Here is a 3327-nt window from a genome sequence, read left to right as displayed (position 1 = left end):
ACCTGACCGTGGCAAGGCTGGAATCCTCTGGCGAAAGAGGGTTCGGAGATCCCCGCGCAAGCTGTGGAACGTCCCGCATCTATGACTCGATACAGCGGGTTTTCTGAAACTGATCAATGGGCCGTTTTACGCAATTCTGACCCAGACCGAGCCTTCGCCCTTGCAATCGCCAAGGGTCAAGCCGCGGACAGAGCGGACACTGCCAATAACATCGTCAACGACCGCTTTTGACTGTTTACGTTCTAGTTCCAGGAGTCAGAAACAGGCGTTAAGTCCCTAACCACCCGAAATCCAACTGATGGCGACCAATGATCGCTGGGAAGCGGAACACGCCGCGCGGGTCGTGCCAATTCGACGTTTCCATTGTAGCTGCCACCTTTCACGGAGCGCTTACAGTCTGTGCGATCTGAGTCGGCAGCAATGTATGCACTGGACGATGTCAAGCCGCGGTGGGGGCCGTCTCCACAGGTGCTCGTGAACTCGGAAGCGTTGCCAGACATATGTCGTAGTCCCCAATCATTTGCAGCGTCGAGGAGGTCGACCGGCAAAAGGTCATGTGCGCTCCCAAGGTCGTGTTCCCAAACGTATTCGCCATCCACGATGTCGCGCCGAGCCACCAAATAATTCGCTTGGTCCAATGTCAGAGTGTCACCCTGTGCGAACCTCGTTGTTGTTTCAGACCGCGCTGCATACTCCCATTCAGCCTCGGTCGGGACGCGATACACGTTGGCACCGATTTTCTTGTTCAGCCACGCAGCATATTCCATCGCTTCATAGAAGGTAACTCCCACCCTTGGGCCACGCGGATGTGTTTTGGGTGGATTTTGCTGATGTCGGAACGCGACACGCGCGTCTGGCGTGGGCACACAGCCCGAGGTTCTCTCGCACGCGACATAGTCGTATACCGGGATGTCCCTTTGCCCCTGTTCGCAGCCGCCATCCTCGACGCAAGCGGCCCATTCTTCGCGTGTCACTTCATTGCGTCCCATCGCGATTGGCAGATCAATGGAGACCTGATGGACCGGCACTTCGTGGAGCATTGGGTTTACCGAGTACTGGGGGTCTTCGTGGCGATTGACGTGCCCGCTGGCGTAGTACTTCAGTAACGCTTCTTCAGGGTGATCTGGATCGATGCCAAGATCGATCAAGGCCTGCCTGAGCTTTTCTTCGTAAGAAGCGGGATCGACATTCTGGTTTGCAAAGAACCGTCTTTCCGCGGCGAGTGCCTCCCCCACAGACGATCCCATCTGAAACTGGCCCAATGGCAAGACTATCATTTCTGGGCAGTCGTCGCAGTCCTGGAATACGTCGAGGGCGCTCACCCTGTCACCGGTGGCCGTCAGATAAATTTCCTCCGCGGATGCGCCAATCCCCATTGCCATGAAACATGTTAAGCCCAAAAGGCCGACAAGACTGCGCATCAGACACTCCGAAGCTTGAATTTTGGCGCCGATCTAGTCTGTTCGTATGGCGTTTTCATGGCTTCGGCAAAGGAGACGTTGGCTGCACTGCAGCAATCCGACAATCTGGGCTCAAACCGGCCGATCGCCGCGCCGACCCTGAGTGGCCGCTTGGCCCCTGCCCCGTCCTTTGGACGTGTCACCGCGCTCTAGGCTACAGCCGGCTAACCGGCTTCCGCCCGCAACGTCCCGGCCCATCCTTCCTGTCCGAATGGCCCGCGCCCTGTCTCTCCGAGCCAGTGTGCGAGCCTTCGGCCATGGTCGTCCTGGTCCGCGCCGATGCGCCCTTCGGGTTACGATCACTGGGGCAAGAAGTCAGCCAACCACTCACTGGGTCAGCTATGTGAGGCAAAAGTCGGTTTTGCTTGGCATCTGACACAAGCGCGGCGATCACGTTGGCGGGGGGGTCGGGCAAGCCGAACGCCGCCCGCATCCCTGGGCCGCGCCAAGAGCGCGTCCGTATTGGGGACCGCCGGTCCCCCACCGCAACAAGAAAATACTGCGCATCCTGCGGGGCCGTGTCCTCGCCTGCGGCTGCGGGCCGCACCACCCCCTTGTCTGCTTGATTTTCTCATTGCGGCGGTTCCCCCCCTGCCCTCGCCGGGAGGCAGGCTTTCAGGAGAGGGGCGCGCTTCGCGCTTCCTCGCCAGAAACCCCGCCCCGATTTTCGGCACCAGACCGGAAGGGGCATCACCCCAAGGAGGACAGTTTATGTCCGGACGTCTCTTTTCTCTTTTGGCTGAACATGAAGGCCAGACCGAGCCGCAGGCCATCTATTCGACCAGCGAAAACACGCTCCGCATGATGGGCCGTCTATTACCACGCCGCTGCTACGATCAAGCCTGACTTGCGCCTGATCGACCCCGACGGGAGAACCATCGCCACGATGGACAGTTGGGCGACAGACTGGACGGAGGCGGGGGCATGAGTGCCCCCTACCCTCCCGCAGGTTCAGGATTGAACCGCACCGAGCTTGCCGCCGTTCTGGCCGGTCTTTGCCGCACTCTCGTTCTGAGGGGCGCGCAGCCATGAATGATAGCAACAATGTCCCCGACATTCAGGCAGACAGCATCCTGTCCGCACTCGCCGCCGCCTATCCTGATGATGCCGACGAAATCCACCGCCTTTTGACCCATGCCCTCGCTGATCTGCGTCACATGGCCGATAAGCATGATCTGGATTTTGGGGATTGCGACACGATTGCCCACGGGGCCTATCTGGCGGAGCGGGTCCAATGACCGCCCAGAGCGAGGCGTCCGGTAGGGTCGCCAGATTCGTGCGGTGCATGGCGGATATTGACGGCTCCAAAAGCCGGACAGAAGTATTCCGCGATTTCTGCGAACTGGCCTTTTGCACTCTGGCCAAGACTGCCGCCCAGAACGCGGAAGAGGCCGAGCGGCGCGAGGCAAATTATATGGAGGTGGTTGGGCGCTACCGGAACAAGGATGACGTCCGAAAGATGCCCGAGCTTCTGAGCATGGCCGTCCTCGCCCTGAACCTGGGGGGCATCGACTTCCTCGGTAGGGTTGCGGGTGAGATTGGCGCGCTTGACAGCGATATGGGGCAGTTCTTCACACCCTATGAAATCAGCCGCCTGAATGCCGAAATGAGCCTCGGAGACGCACGCGGTATCGTTGCGGAACATGGCTTTCTCACTCTTGGCGAACCCGCCGCCGGAGCGGGGTGCATGGTGATCGCGGCTGCCGATACGCTGGAAGCGCAAGGGATCGACCCCGCCCGGCAGCTTTGGGTTGAGGCGGTCGAGCTGAACCGGTCCACATTCCATATGTGCTATATTCAAACCGCACTGCGCGGCATCGCAGGCGTGGTCATTCACGGCAACAGCCTCTCACTTGAGCGTTTCGAC

At 59.7% G+C, this 3327-nt stretch carries 4 protein-coding genes; 3 read left to right on the top strand and 1 reads right to left on the bottom strand.

Translation table 11 applies throughout. The features are described from left to right. Positions 1 to 242: 242 nt before the first annotated feature. The gene (locus WBB85_RS20520; RefSeq protein WP_432640443.1) at positions 243 to 1421 is read right to left on the bottom strand and encodes a formylglycine-generating enzyme family protein; all 1179 of its coding nucleotides are present in this window, start codon (positions 1419 to 1421) and stop codon (positions 243 to 245) included. A gap of 750 nt (positions 1422 to 2171) precedes the next feature. Here WBB85_RS20520 and WBB85_RS20515 point away from each other — a divergent pair. The 3 genes from WBB85_RS20515 to WBB85_RS20505 form a co-directional block, all read left to right on the top strand. Then, complete coding sequence (locus tag WBB85_RS20515; protein WP_432640442.1) at positions 2172 to 2306, top strand: hypothetical protein; 135 nt, start codon at positions 2172 to 2174, stop codon at positions 2304 to 2306. A 182-nt stretch (positions 2307 to 2488) separates the two neighbouring features. Next, on the top strand, positions 2489 to 2698 hold the full coding sequence (locus WBB85_RS20510) for a hypothetical protein (RefSeq protein ID WP_432640441.1): 210 nt from the start codon (positions 2489 to 2491) through the stop codon (positions 2696 to 2698). Beyond that, on the top strand, positions 2695 to 3327 hold a 633-nt coding region (locus WBB85_RS20505; RefSeq protein WP_432640440.1), incomplete at its 3' end, for an N-6 DNA methylase. The genes WBB85_RS20510 and WBB85_RS20505, both read left to right, overlap by 4 nt.

Origin of the sequence: Albidovulum sp. (genome assembly GCF_049646345.1) — a bacterium.
Lineage (GTDB): Bacteria > Pseudomonadota > Alphaproteobacteria > Rhodobacterales > Rhodobacteraceae > Albidovulum.
The sequence above is the reverse complement of the archived record's forward strand: the minus strand, read 5'-3'. Positions and strand labels throughout refer to the sequence as shown.